Below are 17,178 nucleotides of genomic sequence, written 5' to 3' on the forward strand. Positions count from 1 at the left end.
CCGTCCGGGCAACATTCTGCGCCTATAGCACGCCGATTTCTGCCAAAGCGCCGGCAAGCTCTGGGGGCAGGGTATCTTCCTGCTGCCGCGCCTTTCCCAGATCGGCCGGCGAGTCCTCTGGTTTCAGGTAACGCCATCCCTGGAAGGGGCGTTTTTGCGACGGCGCGACCCGTATGATTTCGGGGTCGAGCACGATGGCGCAGCGGCGAATTCCGTCTTCTCCGATGACTTCATCAAGCCGCAGCACCCGCTGTCGGCACTGCACCAACCCTTTGATGACCCAATAAAGCGATCCGCCGTTCAGGATTTCTTCGCTTCGTTTCGGCCACATACGGGTCACGTGGCGTGGCAAGCCGTCGGCGGATTGCGCACGGCGTGTTGCCTGCCAGTTCGCCATGGATTCGACGCTTTCGCTGCCGACGCTGAGTTTGATCAAGTTTGTGAAGCGAGTCGTCATGGCCGCTATTGTAGCCTGCACGGCGTCAGCGGCAATGTCTCCGGCTCGGAAAGTCTGGCCACTCACGAACCAAGACAATCCGAGCAGGAGCCGCACCACACAAGCGCAACAGAGCAATCCCGAACATGACCTACAATATCATGGCGCCCGGCCTTTCGGCCCGGTTACGCAGCCCACTCACTAAACCACGCAACCCCTGTGCCGTACGTTGACGCTATACAGCGACAATATGTTTGGCTTGTCAACACAGCAACGATATTAAAAGATATAAATTGTTTATTTACAGGTACATACGAACGTTGTTTTTATTTTGTTCCAACGTTCGCAGCGATGCGGCTGGCACCTCGATCCGGTGCCCGCAGTGAGGGCCCTCAGCTTGACCACGGCAGCGCGACAGCCTAGTCTGACGGGCCTTCTTCAGCTGTAACAGGACCTGCCATGACCCGCTTTGCCGCGCCCATCGCCGAACAGATTTGGGACATGAAATACCGGTTGAAAGAGGCTGATGGCCGCCCAATTGACCAAACGGTGGAGGATAGCTGGCGTCGAATCGCCCGCGCGCTTGCCTCGGTCGAAAAGGATGCCGACCTCTGGCAGAAGCGGTTCTACGGCGCGCTGGAAGATTTCCGTTTCCTGCCTGCGGGCCGGATCACGGCGGGTGCTGGCACGGGCCGGTCTGTGACGCTGTTCAACTGTTTCGTCATGGGAACGATCCCCGACAGCATGGGCGGCATTTTCGAGATGCTCAAGGAAGCTGCGCTGACCATGCAGCAGGGCGGCGGCATCGGCTATGATTTTTCGACCATCCGGCCGCGCGGCGCGGATGTGAAGGGCGTGGCCGCAGATGCGTCGGGGCCGCTGTCCTTCATGGATGTCTGGGACGCGATGTGCCGCACGATCATGTCGGCAGGCTCGCGCCGTGGGGCGATGATGGCCACCATGCGCTGCGATCACCCTGATATTGAGGATTTCATCAGCGCCAAGGCCGACAGCGCGCGGTTGCGCATGTTCAACCTTTCGGTGCTGGTGACGGACCCGTTCATGGAGGCCGTGAAAGCGGATGAAAGCTGGGAGCTGAAATTCGACGGCACGGTCTATCACACGGTGCAGGCGCGTGACCTTTGGAACCGCATCATGCGCGCCACCTATGACTACGCAGAGCCGGGCGTGATCTTCATCGACCGGATCAACAAGGCAAACAACCTTAGCTATGTTGAAACCATCGCGGCGACCAATCCCTGCGGAGAGCAGCCTCTGCCGCCTTACGGTGCCTGCCTGCTGGGATCGGTGAACCTGGCGCGACTGGTGGATCGCCCGTTCGAAGAGGGCGCGCAGATCGATAAAGACGCGCTGTCAGAGCTTGTTTCCCTGGCCATCCGCATGATGGACAATACCGTTGACGCCAGCCGGTTCCCGTTGGAGCAGCAGCGTCAGGAAGCGATGAACAAGCGTCGCGTCGGGCTGGGTGTGACCGGGCTGGCCGACGCGCTTTTGATGTGCGGGATCCGTTACGGCTCTGACGAGGCTGCGGCCAAGACAGAGGAGTGGCTGCGTGCCATTGCGCGGGCTGCGTATCTCGCAAGCGTGGAACTGGCGAAGGAAAAGGGCGCCTTCCCGCTTTTCGAAGCAGAGAAGTTCCTCGCCTCCGGCACCATGCAGAAAATGGATGAGGATGTTCGCGCCGCCATCGCCGAACATGGCATCCGCAACGCGCTGCTGACCTCCATCGCGCCGACGGGTACGATCTCACTTTATGCCGGGAACGTGTCATCGGGGATCGAGCCGGTCTTTGCCTACGCCTACAAGCGGAAGGTGTTGCAAAAGGACGGCTCGCGCACCGAAGAAGAGGTTGTGGATTACGCGGTGCAGATGTGGCGCGACAAATTCGGCGATGCGGAGCTGCCCGATTATTTCGTGAATGCCCAGACCCTCGCGCCTCTGGATCATGTAAAGATGCAGGCCGCCGCGCAGAAATGGGTCGACAGCTCCATTTCCAAGACGATCAACTGCCCCGAGGACATTTCCTTCGATGCGTTCAAGGATGTCTACATGAGCGCCTACGAGACAGGCTGCAAAGGCTGTACGACCTACCGTCCGAACGACGTGACAGGCAGCGTGTTGAGCGTGTCGGAAGAGACCAGAGCCCGGAAATTCGACAGCTTTGGCGAAGCGCTGAAAGTACGAATGGAACGTACCGGTCTGAAGATTGCGGATCTGTCGCGCGAGGCGGGTGTCTCCGTCGACATTCTGAAAGATATTGTCGGGCGTGAGAAAGGTTCCACGAGCGCCGAGAAAGCAATTGCGATTGCGAAGGTTTTTGGTCTGGAGGTCGAGAGCTTCATGCAGGCAGAAGACTCTCCCGAGGTCGTCGCCACGTCGGAAACCGAACCCCAAACTCCCCATGGCGATGTGGTCTACATGTCCGAGCCGCTCGACCGGCCCCAGGCGTTGGAGGGCAGTACCTACAAGCTGAAATGGCCCGACAGTGAACATGCCATCTATCTGACGATCAACGATCTTATCGTTGGCGGGCGCAGGCGTCCCTTCGAGGTGTTCATCAACTCCAAGAACATGGAGCATTTCGCCTGGACGGTCGCGCTGACGCGCATGATCTCGGCCGTGTTCCGTCGCGGCGGGGATGTGTCTTTTGTCGTCGAAGAGCTGAAAGCCGTGTTCGACCCGCGTGGCGGGGCCTGGGTCAAGGGCAAGTATATTCCGTCAATTCTGGCCGCAATCGGGGGCGTGATTGAGCAGCACCTGATCGCCATTGGCTTCCTTGAAGGCGAAGGCATGGGCCTGAAATCCGACCCCCAGGCCCAGGTCGTCGGCCTGGACGCACCCCGCGGCCCCGCCTGCCCAAGCTGTGGTCAATATGACATGCGAATGGTCGAAGGCTGCATGACCTGCGCCAATTGCGGCTATTCTAAGTGTTCAGGTTAGCAACTGTGTCTATTGTTGTTTATTCTGACTACCAATTAGTGGCCACCGGCCGGGTCAGAATAGCCAATTTGCAAGCATAAGAAGTCTATCGGGCGGAAACGCCCGATTTTCTTGTTTTTGGCCCCTGAAGGATAATGCCCGAGGTTCGACTCTGTCCCAAGGGATATGGTGCGGCAGGAATGGCATCCAAAACCGAATTTGAAAAAAATTCCTGTCCAGTTTGGAATTCTCCAGAGCAGGGGCAAGCTCATTGCTCCTCAACGGATTTGATGCTGTTGACGCTTGAGTGTTGGGTCGTTCGGAACAGTGTGGCTGCCATGCGAGAGGCGCGTTGAATGGAGCGGTCGTGTCCATAGGTCAGGGCGATTAGTTGCCTCAAAGGGCAAGCCCCCCCCGATCTGAGAAAATTTTCGGGGGCAGGAACGCAAATGGGGCGGCCAAAGGCCACCCCATTTGTCGTCATGTCATGTCTGATCTATGTACGGCTTGTTGTTCGTGCGCGTAGCGCGGCCTCTATCCGCGTATAGGCTATGAGGGCCTCGTGTCGCGAATGTCCACCATCACAACAAGTGCAAGGGATCAGGGCATCCCCAAGGTCCAGGAGCTGATATCCGAGCGCAAGGAACGCCTCCTTTGCCGCAGCGGCCAAGTGATCAAAATGATGCTGCCATTGCATGACCGAAATACATGCGATTTCCCTACCGTGCTGATACGGGTGTCGGTCCACCCAGAGATGGACAAACGGCACCCGAAATTTCTGTAGAAGCCACATTGAGACGTCACAGATATCTTGATGGAGAGAGTCGCCCTCGCCGGGGTCGGAGCCCCGACGACGAGCATGTTGCAACTGACAGCCCGAGACGGTGTCAGTCGGCATTGCAAAACCGCGCATGCAGTTCACTGATCCGAGCGCCATGCCAGCGCAAAGCGCCAGACGCGTCAAACCCACGATCCCGCGCGGCAGCATCTGCAGCTTGCGATGTCTGCTTTGCCAGAAATGTTTCGATCTCCTGAAGCGCTATTTTTACCATTTTGGCGTCCGGGTGCTGGTTCCCGAAGATGCTATGTAGATCGCAAAGCGCATCGAAGCCCGAAGGCGCATCGAATGCGTCGAACAGGTTGCACAGTGCAGGGCCGTGACGGCGCAGATGCCGCTCGGTATCTGCGATCCTGTCGTATGCGGCCTGTGCGATGTTTTCATTGGTGGTGGCGTCCATGTGGGACCTCTCTTTCATGTGGTTGGATTGCTTTGGGTGGGTGCCATTCTGCGGCGTCACGAAATCCGGCATGAGAGGAGGTGGTTGGTCTGGCGGTGCGCTCCTTGTATTTGGATCGGAAGGGGGGCTTTTGCTGGTACCAATGAGATTGGTCGTTTTGCGAAACCACGAAGAAGAAAAATGCGCGTGCCCAAACTTTTCTTGCGAGACCCCCACGCCGTCGCCAAGGTGACGAGGCGCGGGGAGATACATCACGCTGCTTGATCGGTGTCGGTTTTGAACACCCCCGCATCCTGGAGGGCCTGTTCCAAGCCATCCGCGAGGAGGCAGATTTCCGGAACAATCGGATCATCGGGTTCGAGCAGTGCAAAACCCGAGCCATCGCCCCAATCGTCATTGTAAGCGTATTCCAGGAACAGAAGGTTCCGCAGCTCAAGCAATTGACGGCGCAGGCGACGGGTAAATGGCCCTTGGCGGTCCATCGCCTCGCGAACCGCATTGAGAAGCCGCGCACCGCGACGCCCACCGAGCAGCACTGCCGCATGGCCGAGGGCTTCATCGTTGTCTTGGAAATATGCCCGAAACGCGTCTTCGCTTTCTTTGCAATGGGTGAGCTTTGGGTCGGGAATGATCTTGCTGTAGTACATGGTGCCTCCTGATTGAAAAAGTTGCCAGGTTTCGTCCCGGCGGTCAGGATGTTTTGGAGGTTCATGTGATCGTCATCTGCTGAGTTGCGCGCCTCACTATGAGGGCGCGAAAATCAGTCGATGGCGGTGTCTGTCAATTTTCTCTTCATTGCGTATCGTCCTTCTTGATGGCTTCTGGATAAGAGATTGGCCAAAATTCCCATGACGAAGAAGTTTCTGAAAAAAATTGGAAACTCGCTTTCCCTGAGACGATTCTACTGCCGCCTAAGACCATCAGGATGCAGTGTGCCGACCAATACGATCAGCACGGTTCACTTGCGCACCTTTAGGAGAATTGTCGTTCGTGGGGCACTTGGAGGGTCTGCCCTTTACATGGGACGGCGTGTTCGGAGGACACAGCTCGTTTCGGTCTAAAAAATGTTTCCGTATCGAACCAAACGTATTCATCTACTCATCAAGATCGATGTGAAGCATTTCGCAGCGGTCTCGGGAAAATCTCTTGCATGCAGAAAGGAGGCGTTAGGTTTGATGGCCGGCACCGGCCAAGCAAAAGCAAGATTCTCAAAGATCATCGCTAAAAGCAGCGCGCTGCGGGATTTGATCAGTCCCACACGCGATGATCGACAGGCGCAAATCGCCTGATCTTGAACCCCGAGACTCTATGTGCCCGCGCACGTCTTTCCCAGAAAGCTGACCATGGCAGCTTTCGACACCCAAATCATCTCAAAGGAGAAGGGCCTAAAGTTCAAATTATCCTGTTTCGATATGCAGATGTCGGGGCCCCTAAGAATTTGGGGGCTCCAGACCGCTGGCTAAACCCATAAATTTGGTCGACCGAATGAAGTGATCAGCGCTGCGTTTTGGTGATTAACGGCCATTCATGGCACGCTCCGTCGCCGCGGTGCAGCTTCCCCGAGCAGTCATTTGCGGCTTCGCGCAGCATGGCCTGGCAGCCCAAGAGTCCTCAATGCGGACCCTGCCGCCCTTCGCAGCACGCACAGCTCCTGGTCCGCTAAGCGACAGATGTACGAAGGAAGCCGCTATATTGATATGTGGTCTGGCCGATTGTACTTTGGCGGGTTGAGAGGTCCGGAAGAAGCCTGCGGTTAGCCACGCAGATGTCATTGCATCGACCAACATTGAAGAACAATCGTTTCTATTTGTCGATGTCGTCGAATGTCGATCGCGTCGCCGCAGGCGGTACAGCTGTTTCTTCCTTTTTTTGCGTCACGATGTGTGTCCAGTCTGTATCACTTTCATCCTCCTCATCCCGCTCGCACTTGCGCTTTTCGAGCTCCTCAACCGAGCGTCCGACTTGATCACGTGCTTCTTCGATTAAAGCGGCAGCGTCGGCGTCTACGCCCAGCGCCTCCACGCGATCCAAAAGGTCGAGCAATTTGACGAAATGGCTATCGGGTTCGTCGTCGAGATCGGAATCAGCGGCAATCTCGTCTATCCGGTTTTCAAGGGATGGTAAGACCGTGGTCCGCAATCCCATACCCATGCTGACCAAACGCAACGGCGACAATAGGCCGAGCATGTCATCTTCTTCAAAGAAAGACGCATCAAGCCCGTCATGCGCCGCCAACACAAGGCTGTCTGCTGCTTCCTCGCGCAGATAGTCGGGCAAGAGTCTAAGGCGATTTGCGCGACCGTAAATTGCAAGCTTTGGGTCGTCGATGATGGGATCGCTCCGCCACGACGATCGCTCCAACAAATCCGGATACTGCTGAACGACTTTGGAGAAAACCACCTCGCTGGCACGATAGTAAAGAAAGTGGAATAGCATCCAATTTCGATGGAGTTCATCTGGGGTACGGCCGAGGCGTTCGACCAACGCGTCGTCCAGTGCGGCTGGGATGACCAGCGCGTCTCGTATGAGCGGGGATTCTTCGCACGTGAAGCTTCCGAGAATGGTGTCGATAGGCGCGCCGCGGATCAACGCCGCCATCATATGCGGCTTCTGCCGCATAACCTCAGTTAGGGCGTCCAAAATCGTTGGGTGAGCGAAGGTCCATCTTTGTCCGGAGAGCTTAAGGAAAGACCCCTTCAGCTCTTCAAAGCTATCCTGAATCTTTGTGATAGGATGCCCGGTTAGTTTCGCGACGGCCTGTGCAGCCAAAAGATCGTGATCGTTGGGATCAAAACCGGCCTGGTGGACGTAGACCAAAATAAGTGCCGCCTGCAGCTGATCGTCCAATGAATTGACGGTATCGACAAGGTGCTCGGTCGGCTCCCTCATGAAGCGGACAAGCGAAGGTTCGCTCGGTGACAGCCTTTTGGTGAAGTTCGGATCTCCAAGCCGTTCGGCAATGCCGGGAAGAAAATTTTCAACGGCGGCAGCTGCCGCAAGATATGGTTTCACGCTTGACCGCCAGACCTGACTCTGTTCGCCGAAATTGATGTGATTATACAGGATCTGTGCCTTTTCGTCGAAAGTCAGATCACCCACGTCTACTACGGCGCTTCCGTCTTTGAATTGCGCGAGATTGCGCTGGCCAAGTCGCCGCCGCGCACCCTCGTAGATGTGCTTGCGCGAAGTGAGTAGGAAGCGATTGCCGTGTTTGACCGCCGCACGCAATTTCGAAAATGCAGAGGCCCAGTCTTGGACATAATCGTCGCGAAGTACATTCGAACCGAATGCGTCATCAATCCAGAAAAATCGACCGGGGTCGTTTGGATTCCAGCCCGCTTCGAAATCGCGCGGACTGGTGAGCGCAAGGACTGTGCTGTCCGGGTTCTCGGATGCTATCGTGGAAATGATCGCGCCGATCGCCGATTTGCCGCTCGATGGGTTGCCGAGCAGTAGCACAACTCCATGATCCGAGATGGCACTAACGGCGTCGCGATGGGACTTGGTCGGAACATATGTCCGCAGCTTTGGAATCCAACTATCGAGGAGCGCCCGACTTTGTTCAGTGAGCCGCTCGTCGACGATCGAAGTCAAATCGCCCAGACCATAGACCTGTGGCACGAGCGCGCGCAGCCGAGCGCTGCTCCTGATGACCCTGACGATATACTGGCTGCCCAGGATATGTGGCTTGCGTACGCCGAGGGCGCGCAAGCGCGCGCGCATCTTGACGGCGATAGGCGCATCAATGCTCATGTTGGTCATGAAGACATAAGTGTCGGCCAGACCGGCCTTCACCAGCTCCTCGACGTGTTCGATCTCACCCGATAGGTCGCCCACCTTCAGCGCCTTGCGCGCTTCTGCGGTGTGCTTGCACTGAATTGTGCCAATGGCAGGCGCTTCCGAGCCCGACGGTATCAAAAATACCGCGTCTTGGCCGCCATCCTGAGCTTCCCGGAAAATCTCGACCGGACGGCTGAGCACCACTTCGCAGACCTGCGAACAGAGATCCTGGAAGGCACGCCAGCCGATCGTATGTATCGCCAGATCGCTCCATGGACCGTGCGCGCGGCGCTCTCGGGCTGACACAAGCTCAGTCATTTCATTGTCGACTTTCACGATACGGGGACCATGGCTTGCGCCTGTGGCGGGTCCGGCAGGTCCTCATCGCGGAAATAACGCCACATTGCGCGTACGACCTCCTTCAGCATTTCGCTTTCGTGACCCTGTTCCCTGGCGCGCCGCAAGGTCTGATAAACGACCTCGGGGATTTTCTGGGTGTCATTGTTCGGTTCCACGCCGAAGGGCTCGCAGGCAGCAGCAAGGCAATTGGCGTGAATTTCCAGAGTGATATCCTGTTTGAGGCGGTGTTCCATTGTATTGCCGCAATGCGCATAGCAATCGCTGACAAGGTCATCAGCCGGTGCGACCCCAAACACTTCGTCCGGCTTTGCGAGCCTGCTCAAAGCAAGGTCAGTTGCGGGTTTGCGCTGAGCTGGGGCCAGATGGTGATCGCAGTCCCAGAGCAGGAAGGTCGGAATGCCCAGCTCGCGGAAAATGACAAAAGGACGGTCGAGGTTGGACTTTCCCTCGACCGACAGGATGGCAATCCCTGCGGCCTCAAAGTTGACTCCGAGCATCCGCGCCGTCGCCGTAAGCGCCGCTTTGTCGCTGCGACCCTCGACCAGAATAACACCATTCGCGAAGAACCCCTCAGCCAGTTCGGCCCCAAGAATATGGAGTCGCGGCATCAAGGTCTGCGCGTTGTATGAGCCAGCAGGCTTGCTCCAGCCGCGTTCGAGCTTCTGCGCCACGATGCCAAGATCAAGGGCTTGTATGCTGCATTGCTTGAAGTCGCTACCGTGGCATTCTGAGCGGCGGGTGAGCCGTATCTCGTCGGCCTTGCCCATCGAAATGAACATCGGCGAATGCGAGCCAAAGATGATCTGGGTATGCCCTTGGGCACCCGGAAGTGTGCCGCTGCTTAGTCCGCGCAACACCTCTGCGAAATGTCGCTGTTTGGTTGGGTGCTGGTAGAGCTCAGGCTCCTCGATCGCGAGGATCAGTGTTGGCGCTTGTGCGGCAATCGCATTATCGTCGAGTGCGTCGCCGCCCGCATTCCCGGCAGCTTCATCTTCAGTGTCCGGGTCCGTCGCGCGCGCGAGGTGTTGGAGCAGCGTGAAGATGAAGGCGCGTTGCAGGCCGTGACCCTGTCTGTCGACCGGACCACCAAAACCGTCGTCCTTTAGAAACACGTCTGCCATCGGTAAGGGGACCGGTATCTCTACTATCTCACGCCAATTCAGCGCGACCTCCGCATCTTGGTACAGGCCTTGCAGATCGGCGGTAAGCGCTCCGGCTAAGGTGCCAAGCTCTGGCATGTTTTCCGCCGATACCAACTCCAGATAGGCTTCAGTCATCTTCGCCTTGAAGACTTGGACGTCAGCTCGCTGCAAGATCTGACTTCGTACAAGTAATTCAAGCAGCTTACCGATAACGCTCGTCTTACCATCGGCGGCATCGGCCGATGCCTCGCGAACGGCCGGAATGAACATAAAGTTTGTATGCCTCTGGAGCTTGCCACGACTATTGTTCTGGAAGCCGAAGAACTGCCCATCGTCGGGCAATAGGACCAGTTGCTCCGGATGGATTGCCTCCCAATCCAGCAGTGCCTGGTCAACTGCAGCGGCGCTACCAGCGTTGGGCAGGTCTGCGTAGAGCGGATTATCTGCGCTCAGGGCGTTGTAAGCCGCGCGTTTTGCCGTCGCGCTGGATGCGGATCGGATTGAAACGAAGTCAGGGATTTGGGGAACTACACCATGATATCTACCGCTTGAGGCGCCACTATCAAAAACACGGGTTACTACCAGCTTACCGTCGCGAACACGGTCCTCGAAAGATGCTACTTCTTGATCACTTAGCTGATGAAAGGTGAGTTCTATCTCGATCGGCTGCCCTTGATCGCGCCCGAAGAAGTCATCCGCATCGCAGCTTTTTGACGTCGAGTAAAATTTCTCAATCGCTTTCAGTATAGAGGACTTCCCCGCGCCGTTGCCTCCGATGAACGCTGTATGCGCGCCGAAGCTGACTTCGATATCTCGAAGCGACCGAAAATTTTTTATGCGTGCACGCTCAAGCTGCATTGCTCCCCCAGTATTCCGAACTTTCAATTCTAATCCGTATGAATGCAACACGATAACAAACATTCAGTACGCCACAATGCACGGTGGCGCGACCGTTAGACGTGCATTCAGCATAACTCTTAAGGACCGAGATAAACGCCCCTTTTGGGGTTCGAAACCTGGGCACCGTAACGAAACCAATCGCGAGGCGAAGTGCACACTCCCTCGGATGCCTTCAATAGGCACCAAGGGCGATTCCGCCAGCCGGACCAAGCGCCTCTTTTTCGCAACTTGGTCGTTCGTGCAAGATGCAGCGAAAGTAGGCTTCCCGCCGATTCTGTGGAAAAACACCCGTTCGCGAGCGCAGAATATCGACGGCTGAACGTGGTGCGATCGCCTTTCGTGTCAGGCATTCCGCATTCGCTGCGGTGCAGGAAGTATCTTGGCCAGTTTCCTGAGGTTCTGCGCGGTGGCAGCGAGGAGAAATTCGTCGTTGGCGCCGCATGGTCCGCGCAATCGGAGCCTTCCGAGGCCGAGGATGCGCTTGAGGTGCGCGAAGAGCATCTCGACCTTCTTTCGGAGCTTCATCGAGATGTCGTATTGCTTGGTTTTGGCGATGTCGCGCGCGACCTGGCGGGCGTCTTCGTGTTCCTCGCGGGTGATGGTTCTGGCATCGGCGTTCGGGCAGCATTTCTGTTTCGACGGGCAGGCCTGACAGGTCAGCTTCAGGGCACGGTATTTGGCTCGACCTCCACTGGTTGGCCCCCGGTTCGGGTCGGAATAGTTCCGGCGGAACTGCTTCAGTGTCTGGCCCTCGGGGCAGACGTATTGGTCGTGCTCGGCGTCCCACTCAAAGTCCGCCCGGCTCCAGGTGCCATCGCTGCGGCCAGACTTGTCAAAGACCGGAATGTGCGGGGCGATCTTGCGCTCGACCAGCCAGCCCAGCATCGGCCCGGTGCCATATGCGGTGTCGGCGATCAGGCGTTCGGGATGCAGGTCAAACCTGGTCTTCGCCCGATCCAGCATGGTCTTGGTCGAGCCGACCTCTGCCTGCCGGATCGATCTTGTCGCCTCGACATCAATGATGACGCCGTTATCCGTGTCTATCAGGTAGTTGTCGGAATAGCTGAAGAATGCCGGTCCCTTGCGTGCCGCCGTCCACTGGCTGGCCGGGTCGGAATGCGACGTGAACTTGGGTGTGACCTCGCTGGCTGCACCAAAGGCGGCCTCATCCAGCGTATCGAGATACTCGCGAACTGCACGGGGGGCATCGGCTGGATCAATCTGTGAGACGTCCCAGTCCTCCTTCGGCGTCGAGTTTTGCTTGTTCGCGTCCGCCTCGATCAGGCTGGCATCTACCGCCATCCTTTGCCCGCTGACCAAGCCTTCCTCGATACAGCGCGCGACGGTCGTTTCGAACAGGTGCCGCAGCAGTTCGCTGTCGCGGAAACGCCCGTGCCGGTTCTTCGAAAACGTGGAATGGTCCGGGACGCGGTCACTCAGATCGAGGCGGCAGAACCAGCGATAGGCGAGGTTCAGATGCACCTCCTCGCACAGCCGCCGCTCAGACCGGATGCCGAAGCAATAGCCCACCAGCAGCATCCGGATGAGAAGTTCAGGATCGACGGACGGGCGTCCGGTGTGACTGTAGAAATCGGCGAGGTAGCTGCGGATGCCGGACAGGTCCACAAACCGGTCGATGGAGCGAAGCAGGTGGTTCTGCGGGACATGATCCTCAAGCGAGAACTCGTAAAACAGCGCTGGTTGCGCCTCCTGCCGCGGTCCCATCATGGCCGATCCTCCCACCCTGTACTGGAATTGAATCAGCCGAGGGACCTTCGTTCAAGGGCGAGTTTTTCAACAAAATACGCCCGTTGTGTCGATCGCCTGGAACGGCCCAAGGACGAAGCCGCTTCGCGGCATTGGCGCATGTTGCTGATGGGGTGAGCCGCCCATAGCGGCGCGCACTTTGCGATCTGGCCGACCTGGCTGACGATTAGGACCTTCTCAATCATCAGACAGGAGGTTTCCATGACAGAGGAGAGAGTAAGCCCGCTGCGCCAGCGGATGATCGAAGACATGCGCATCCGTGGGATGGGCGACAAGGCGCAGAAGTCCCACATCCGGGCGATCAAGGATTTCGCCGCTTTCCTCGGGCGATCACTCGACACGGCGACGCCGGAGGATCTGCGCGCATATCAGCTCCACATGTCGGATACCGGGGTGACCCCGTCGACCTTCAACACACGCATTGTGGCGCTGCGGTTCTTTTTCGGCATGACCTGCGGGCGCGAAGAGATGAAGCGATTCATGCAATTCCGCACCGAACCGCGCAAGCTGCCGGTCGTCTTCAGCGTCGAGGAGGTGTCCGACATCCTGATGGCGGCACCGAGGCCGGGCCTGAAGTATCGGGCTGCGCTCAGCATCTCCTACGGCGCCGGGCTCAGGGCAGCCGAGGTCTGCAACCTCAAGATCGTCGACATCGTGCCAGAGGCGCGTCTTCGACACGACGACAGCGACCGGATGCTGATCCATGTCGAACAGGGCAAATGTCAGAAAGACCGCAAGGTGATGCTGTCGCCCGGATTGTAGGAGCTTTTGCGTGCCTGGTGGCGCGAGGCACGCCCGGAGGGCTGGCTGTTTCCCGGCAAGCCCAAGATCAACCCGATCTCGCCAAGGCAGCTGAACCGGGCCTTCACCTCGGCCAAGCACATGGCCGGCGTCAAGAAGGTCGCGACGCTGCAAACGTTGCGCCACAGTTTCGCGACGCATCTGCTGGAGGCCAATACCGATGTGCGGGTGATCCAGGTGCTTCTCGGCCATGCCAAACTGACGACTACCGCGCGATACACCCACGTGGCCACCAAGACGATCCGCGACACGGTCAGCCCCTACGAGATGCTGGCCAAGTTGCAGGATCAGACGGTGAAGCGAAGCTTGGAATAACCTGCGCCGGGCGTGCCCCGGCCAAAGCTGGAGATTGCTGACATCTTCCGCGCCCATGGTCCTGCGTGGCGGCGGGCCAATGTGGGGCATGTCAGCCTGACCCAGCTCAAGGTGATGTCAGCGATTGAAGCCTGCCGGACCGAAGCGCTCGGCGGGCATCTGGCGGGTTGCACCAAGTGCGGCCGCCATCATATCGCCTATAACTCCTGCAAGAACCGACATTGCCCCAAATGTCAGGGCCCGGCCGCACGCGACTGGATGGAGGCGCGTGCCGAGGATCTTCTGCCCGTGGAATACTTCCACGTGGTCTTTACCCTGCCAGCCGAGATCGCCCAGATCGCCTATTGGAACAAGCGGGCGGTCAACGGTCTATTGTTCAAGGCTTCGGCGGAAACGGTGATGACCATCGCGGCAGACCCCAAGCGCATGGGCGCGCGGGTGGGCATGACCAGCGTGTTGCACACCTGGGGCTCGGCGCTGACCCACCATCCTCACATCCACATGATCGTGCCGGGCGGCGGCCTGTCGCCTGACGGCACGAAGTGGGTCCACTGCCGCCCCGGGTTCTTTCTGCATGCGCGGGTTCTGTCGCGGCTGTTTCGACGCCTGTTCCTGGAGGGGCTGATGGATCTGCACCGGGCCGGTCAATTGGCCTTCTTCGGCGATCTGGCCGAGTTGGCCAACGGGGACACCTTCACGACCTGGCTCGCCCCGTTCCGCAAATCCGAGTGGGTGGTCTATGCCAAGCCACCCTTCGGAGGCCCCGAGGCCGTGCTGGCCTATCTGAGCCGATACACCCACAGGGTCGCGATCTCGAACACCCGCCTGATCAGCGCCGATGCCGATACCGTCGCCTTCCGCTGGAAGGATTACCGCATCAAGTTCGGCGCACCACTGCCCGGCAGTGGTTTGCGCAGCACAACCACGAGAGGGCGGCAGAAGTTCATGCGCCTGGCCACGCCGGAGTTCATCCGCCGCTTCCTGATCCATGTCTTGCCGGACGGGTTCCACCGCATCCGGCATTACGGCCTGTTGGCCAACTCGACCCGCAAGGCCAACATCACCAGAATCCGCACCATGCTCTGCGTCCAGCAGTCTAAACAGCCCGCTGTGCCAGAACCACAAGCCGAGATCGCACCACTCACCCTGCGCGAACCATGTCCCTGCTGCGGCGGCCCAATGCGCATCGTCGAAATCTTCCGGCGCGGGCAAAAACCGTCATCACGAGCACCGCCAAGGGAGCAGGCCGCATGACAAATCGCCTGTCACTCGTCACGGAAATCCACCAGCTGCAATCCGCAGACTTGGTCCTAACAGCCTGTGCTTGTTCACTTCCAGCGTCGCACGAAGCGGCAATGACACCGAAACACACAGCTTTGTCGGCATCCTCACCCGTGCATGCGAGCGTATCGGGCACCATGCGCACCTTCAGCCGTACCCCTGATGCAACGGTTGCCCCAACCGACTGCACACTTTCCCCATAGACGGATCCAAGACCCTCGCGGCTTCCACCTTGGGAGGTTGTCCAACGCGGGTCGTGGTCGCGCCAGTGCGCAACGTGCCGCCGCGACCCGCATCAGAAAACCTTCACCAAAGCTGCCTTTGAACGGTTCGTCGCACGCTGCATTGCAGCTTCCGGAAAGCGGACAATAATATGCAAAAGACACGTTATGCACTCATTGACTCGATAAAGTGCGAAGATGTTGGACGTTGATCTCCACAAGCCCGTTACAGACCTTTCTGGAACCAGGTGTTAAACCAAATCTCGGCGTGCTCGTTGACAATCTAATCTGGTGTTTTGACTATGTGACCAAGTTGGAGAGAGTGCGATGCAAAACACGTTTTCCTGGCCGTGAAATGTATGAAGGAGGTGTACAGCTAATATGGGACTGAATTTGTTTGAACACCTGGCTCCCGATGAGACGCTTCATCCTCAATTTTTGAAGACGCGAGATGACAGTTTGATGGCGCCTGCTCGGTCAACCTTATCTGAAATAGCTGTAACGATGAGTGATCCGGATGGAAACTTCGTTCAGCAGTTCCAGACACACGGGTTCGACGCGCGGACCTTTGAGTTGTATCTGCACGCACTTTTCACGGAGGCTGGTCATACCCTTGATCGCAACCACAACCGCCCTGATTTTCTTATCAGCCGTGACGGTCTGACCGTTGCCGTCGAAGCCGTCACCGCCAATCCGACACCTCGGAAAGACTACCAACCCTATGAGCTTTTCCCAAGAGTCTCGCCACGCACCGCAGAAGAGGCGATGCGCTTCCTCAAACAAGAGGTGGCGATAAAATTTGGCAGCCCACTATATTCCAAAATGCAAAAAAAGTATTGGACGCTACCGCATGTTGCTGGAAAGCCATTCGTGATCGCTATCGAAAACTTTCACGGTGGTGGCCTTAATCTCTCCGCCACATCCATTTCTCAATATCTCTTTGGGATCGATCATCGGCATTTGTTCGATGATGGCGGAAATCTGGTTGTCGAGGGCAACGCTATCCTAAAACATGAAGGGTCCAAAGTGATCCCTTCTAACTTCTTTGGCCTTCCGGACGCGCACCACGTTTCCGGAATTCTCTTCAGTAATGCAGGCACCGTCCCGAAGTTCGGACGCATCGGACAACAAGGCCATTATCGCTCGAAAGCTACCCGAATGGTCAGATCCGGAACATGTTGGGACCCGAATCCTAACGCTATCAGTCCGCAAGTATTTGCCTACGAAGTGGGTGATTTAGATATGCCTTCCGAGCCATGGCGTGATGGATCTGTCTTCATCCACAATCCATATGCCCTTCATCCGCTGCCAGCAGAATGGATTGGTGCAAGTGCAGAGGAAAACCTGTCAGAGGGCGGCACAGTGGTAGCGACAATGACAGATCCGTTCCACGTCTATGCCTCCACAACAACGCTACTTCGCGGCCCAGCATCAGACAGACACGTGCGAAAATGTATAGCCGGTCAAATAAACGTATTGCGTCTAAGCCAAGCGATGGGGGAAAGCTGGCGGTCTTAGCGATTTCCGGTATTTTAACGTCCGCTACTTTCAAGCCAAAAATCTTTACTTCACCCGCAGCGAAAGTCATGTGTGGATGTATATGGACCCCGCCTAATTGCAACGGTCTGTTTGGTCTGGTTCAGGATCACGATTGCTGACGTATATCCGGCTTCTGTGAGCGGCCCGATATATCGTCACCGCGAGCCCCGATGGATTTCCGCTTGCTTCCCCCTCATTGGCTCCAAGGCATCAGCGGAGCTGCGCCGATCCACACACCAGGTTCAAGAAGCAACGGTTCGTGTCGTTGTCACCATCCCATGCCAAGTTGCTGCAAATTTCCGGTATCTCTCAGTTTTTGCCTTCCTGTGCTCTCTTAGCCGGACAAGGCCGGTTGATATTCGGTGTGAACCGCCCCGGGTTTACCGGAGAGTTTCTGGTTCAATGATTAGGCTACTTTTTCGACCGCGTTCAAGTTTGCATAGAAGGCCTCCTCTGCT

The 17,178-nt window shown here is 57.4% G+C and carries 9 protein-coding genes and 1 pseudogene; 4 read left to right on the top strand and 6 right to left on the bottom strand.

Going from position 1 to position 17,178, the window contains the following annotated elements; all coding sequences use genetic code 11:
* Positions 1-22: 22 nt before the first annotated feature.
* The gene (locus EDD52_RS19245) at positions 23-457 is read right to left on the bottom strand and encodes a DUF1489 family protein (RefSeq protein WP_132248035.1); all 435 of its coding nucleotides are present in this window, start codon (positions 455-457) and stop codon (positions 23-25) included.
* 438 nt (positions 458-895) lie between these two features.
* Here EDD52_RS19245 and EDD52_RS19250 point away from each other — a divergent pair, with 438 nt between their 5' ends.
* Entirely contained in the window at positions 896-3,397 is a 2,502-nt protein-coding gene (locus EDD52_RS19250) for an adenosylcobalamin-dependent ribonucleoside-diphosphate reductase (protein ID WP_132248011.1), read from the top strand.
* Between the two features lie 866 nt (positions 3,398-4,263).
* Here the strand turns inward: EDD52_RS19250 and EDD52_RS19255 are convergent.
* From EDD52_RS19255 to EDD52_RS19275, 5 genes are all read right to left on the bottom strand, one after another.
* On the bottom strand, positions 4,264-4,866 hold the full coding sequence (locus EDD52_RS19255) for a hypothetical protein (RefSeq protein ID WP_132248013.1): 603 nt from the start codon (positions 4,864-4,866) through the stop codon (positions 4,264-4,266).
* Positions 4,866-5,261 (bottom strand): hypothetical protein, encoded by a 396-nt coding sequence (locus tag EDD52_RS19260; protein WP_132248015.1) that lies wholly within the window; start codon positions 5,259-5,261, stop codon positions 4,866-4,868. Before EDD52_RS19260 ends, EDD52_RS19255 begins: the two co-directional genes overlap by 1 nt.
* Before the next feature lie 1,156 nt (positions 5,262-6,417).
* Complete coding sequence (locus EDD52_RS19265) at positions 6,418-8,712, bottom strand: nSTAND3 domain-containing NTPase (protein ID WP_207906063.1); 2,295 nt, start codon at positions 8,710-8,712, stop codon at positions 6,418-6,420.
* A 14-nt stretch (positions 8,713-8,726) separates the two neighbouring features.
* Positions 8,727-10,817 (bottom strand): ATP-dependent nuclease, encoded by a 2,091-nt coding sequence (locus EDD52_RS19270; protein ID WP_243652021.1) that lies wholly within the window; start codon positions 10,815-10,817, stop codon positions 8,727-8,729.
* Between the two features lie 321 nt (positions 10,818-11,138).
* A complete protein-coding gene (locus tag EDD52_RS19275) occupies positions 11,139-12,524 on the bottom strand; it encodes an IS1182 family transposase (protein WP_132248017.1) in 1,386 nt (461 codons plus the stop codon).
* 240 nt (positions 12,525-12,764) lie between these two features.
* On the opposite strand from EDD52_RS19275, the pseudogene EDD52_RS19280 reads away from it, so the two are divergent.
* The 3 genes and pseudogenes from EDD52_RS19280 (at position 12,765) to EDD52_RS19290 (ending at position 16,699) form a co-directional block, all read left to right on the top strand.
* Positions 12,765-13,679 (top strand): annotated as a pseudogene (locus EDD52_RS19280) (tyrosine-type recombinase/integrase).
* Positions 13,680-13,691: 12 nt separating this feature from the next.
* Entirely contained in the window at positions 13,692-14,933 is a 1,242-nt protein-coding gene (locus EDD52_RS19285) for an IS91 family transposase (RefSeq protein ID WP_132248019.1), read from the top strand.
* A gap of 629 nt (positions 14,934-15,562) precedes the next feature.
* Complete coding sequence (locus tag EDD52_RS19290; protein ID WP_132248021.1) at positions 15,563-16,699, top strand: hypothetical protein; 1,137 nt, start codon at positions 15,563-15,565, stop codon at positions 16,697-16,699.
* The last annotated feature ends 479 nt before the right edge of the window (positions 16,700-17,178 follow it).

This window comes from Primorskyibacter sedentarius, assembly GCF_004342065.1.
GTDB classification, from domain to species: domain Bacteria; phylum Pseudomonadota; class Alphaproteobacteria; order Rhodobacterales; family Rhodobacteraceae; genus Primorskyibacter; species Primorskyibacter sedentarius.

Coding starts and splice junctions, on each gene's coding strand:
- EDD52_RS19260 (WP_132248015.1), bottom strand. CDS start 5,261: ATGTACTACAGCAAGATCATTCCCGACCCAAAGCTCACCCATTGCAAA.
- EDD52_RS19250 (WP_132248011.1), top strand. CDS start 896: ATGACCCGCTTTGCCGCGCCCATCGCCGAACAGATTTGGGACATGAAA.
- EDD52_RS19275 (WP_132248017.1), bottom strand. CDS start 12,524: ATGATGGGACCGCGGCAGGAGGCGCAACCAGCGCTGTTTTACGAGTTC.
- EDD52_RS19270 (WP_243652021.1), bottom strand. CDS start 10,817: ATGTTTGTTATCGTGTTGCATTCATACGGATTAGAATTGAAAGTTCGG.
- EDD52_RS19290 (WP_132248021.1), top strand. CDS start 15,563: ATGGGACTGAATTTGTTTGAACACCTGGCTCCCGATGAGACGCTTCAT.
- EDD52_RS19255 (WP_132248013.1), bottom strand. CDS start 4,866: ATGTATCTCCCCGCGCCTCGTCACCTTGGCGACGGCGTGGGGGTCTCG.
- EDD52_RS19265 (WP_207906063.1), bottom strand. CDS start 8,712: ATGACTGAGCTTGTGTCAGCCCGAGAGCGCCGCGCGCACGGTCCATGG.
- EDD52_RS19245 (WP_132248035.1), bottom strand. CDS start 457: ATGACGACTCGCTTCACAAACTTGATCAAACTCAGCGTCGGCAGCGAA.